At 59.4% G+C, this 2,587-nt stretch carries 3 protein-coding genes; all 3 read left to right on the top strand.

The genetic code is table 11. The features are described 5' to 3' along the window. Nucleotides 1-372 (top strand): polysaccharide biosynthesis C-terminal domain-containing protein (locus H5U08_RS15425; protein ID WP_297035019.1); only part of this gene is annotated, 372 nt, incomplete at its 5' end. A gap of 467 nt (nucleotides 373-839) precedes the next feature. After that, nucleotides 840-1,748: an acetylglutamate kinase gene (gene argB / locus H5U08_RS15420; RefSeq protein ID WP_297035016.1), complete on the top strand. Its 909-nt coding sequence runs from the start codon at nucleotides 840-842 to the stop codon at nucleotides 1,746-1,748. Nucleotides 1,749-1,963: 215 nt separating this feature from the next. Further along, a partial coding sequence (locus tag H5U08_RS15415; RefSeq protein ID WP_297035012.1) for an aminotransferase class III-fold pyridoxal phosphate-dependent enzyme occupies nucleotides 1,964-2,587 on the top strand: 624 nt, incomplete at its 3' end.

Below are 2,587 nucleotides of genomic sequence, written 5' to 3'. Positions count from 1 at the left end.
ATCCTGCTCCTGCGATTCGTCGCGGCGTACTGTCTTTTTGATGCGATGAACCTCATTTTTTCCGGGGCGCTTCGCGGGGCGGGAGACACGCGGTTCATCCTTCGGGTGGGGGTTCTCATGTGTCCGATCCCGGCCGCGCTCACCTGGCTCGGCACCGAATGGTTGGGGATGGGACTGATCTTTTCCTGGGTGGTTCTCACGCTCTGGACCTGCGCCCTGGGGTTGATTTACCTCCTTCGGTTTCTCCAGGGACACTGGCGTGACATGCGGGTCATTGAGCCTGCGGTCATCGATGAGTCCATCGAATTGGAAATGCCGAGTCCGGTGGCTGAGCTGGAAAGCCTCTCCGCCCTTGCAAGGGACACGGATTGACGGAGGTGTTCCGGACATCGGCCGTGCCTTTCCCGGTGCCGAGTTTTTTCTGGCCGGGCCTTGAAAACCGGGCCGGTCGGCGCCGTCCATTCCGGAGGGACCTGCTTGTCCGGTCCGCTTTTCTCGGAGGGACCTGCCTGTCAGGTCCGATCAACACCGATCGATGCCTCATCGCCCTTCACCGGGCACGACGAGCGTGCCCCTCCGAGCTTTCGGAGGGACGTGCTTGTCACGTCCGCTTTCTGCCGGTAGGGGCGCTTGACGAATGGCCCCGACAACACATCCGACCCGTGGCATGTCGTAGCCAAATGGGGGCGAGTCGGCGGCAGGGGCGTTGACTGGCTTGCGGTCCGCACAGCAAAATAACAATTTTCAGTTAACATCGGTGAGAACCGCCCAGGGTGGGCGGTGTCTTTCCTTTTTGGGCGGGTGCTTTCACTGTTTGGTTACCGGGAGAGGTTCGAACCTTGCAGCAAGCCATTGAAAAAGCGGACGTCCTCATTGAGGCCCTACGCTGGATTCGCACCTTCCGCGGCAAGATCACGGTCATCAAATTGGGCGGAAGTGTCATGGAAGAGCAGCGGGCGATGACACACCTGCTGCTTGACATCCTTTTTATGGAGACCGTTGGAATGCAGCCCGTGGTGGTGCACGGCGGGGGGGCCGCCATCAGCCGGGCGATGCAAAAGGCCGGCATCCAGCCGCGGTTTGTGCGCGGGCGCCGCTACACGGATGAAGAGACACTCAAGATTGTGGAGGAGGTCCTGGCCTACGAAATCAACGAGAGTCTCGCTCGTGGGATCGAGGAACTCGGTGGACGCGCCCAGGCGCTCAATTTTCGGACGAAAAACGTCCTGTTCGGCCGCAAGCTCGTGCTTCACGACGAAAACGGTGAGCCTGTCGATCTCGGCTACGTGGGCGAGGTAACGCGCGTCGATGCGGACACCATCAAGGAATTGTGCAACCAGGGAGTGGTCCCGGTCATACCTTCCATGTGCCTGGCTGAGGATGGAAGTGGCGTGAAGCTGAATGTCAACGCCGATACGGCGGCCACGGCGGTAGCCCAGGCAGTCAAGGCCGAAAAGCTCGTTTTCCTCAGCGATGTGAACGGTGTTCGGCTCCGCAAGGATGACCCCAACTCTCTCATTCACTCGCTGACGGCGGAGCAGGCCCGCGAGCTGATTCGTCAGGGGGTCATCGACGCCGGGATGATTCCCAAGGTAGAGGCCTGTCTGGAAACCCTCAAGCACGGCGTGAACAAGATTCACATCATTGATGGCCGCCTGCGTCATTCCCTTTTGCTGGAAGTGTACACCACGACAGGGGTCGGCACGGAAATCATTCGCGACGGGACCACGCCTTCCAACGGCACATGAGGGGTATCTTCAGTTGTCAGTCGGGTTCCTTCGACCGTGGTGTGATTGTTCATCTTTGGGGAAAGAAGTTTTCGGCGTTCCATGGGGCAGGGTTGATTGGTGAAGTTGAATGACCACGAAGTGTCAAGGTTTTGACGCGTGCTCCTTTGGTGTAACGTCGGCTGTTTTTCAAGGCGCCGGGATCGTCTGATTCTGTGAGAAAGGGAAGCACTGAGGTGAATCGTCCTCAATTGAGTTCGAAGGAAATTATTGCCCTGTTTGATCGGTATGTCATCGGTAACTACCGGCGATTTCCGGTGGCGCTGGTCCGCGGGGAAGGTGTTTACGTTTGGGACGCCGAGGGCAATCGTTATCTCGATCTTTTCCCCGGTTGGGGCTGCAACCTTCTGGGGCACTGTCCGCCGAGGGTGGTCGAAGCCGTCCGCGAGCAGGTCGGGCGCCTCATTCACGTTCCCAATACCTGGTACATGGACTTGCAGGGCCTTTGGGCCCAGGCCCTTTCCGAACGAAGCTTTGGAGGTCAGGCATTCTTCTGCAATTCGGGAACCGAGGCCAACGAGGCGGCCATCAAGCTCGTCCGCCTGCACAGTCCCAAGGGGCGGTACAAGATCATCACATTCGAGGGTGGCTTTCACGGCCGAACAATGGGGTCCCTCTCCGCGACGGCGCAGCCGAAGTATCACGAGGGATTGGGACCGCTTCTGCCCGGCTTTGTGTACGGTCCGTTCGGCGATCTGGATGCAGTGGCCAAGGCCATCGACAGTGAGACGGCCGCCATCATGGTGGAGCCCATTCAGGGAGAAGGGGGCGTGGTGATTCCGCCCGATGGTTTTCTGGCG

Source organism: Thermogutta sp. (assembly GCF_014359955.1).
Classification (GTDB): domain Bacteria; phylum Planctomycetota; class Planctomycetia; order Pirellulales; family Thermoguttaceae; genus Thermogutta.
The sequence above is the reverse complement of the archived record's forward strand: the minus strand, read 5'-3'. Positions and strand labels throughout refer to the sequence as shown.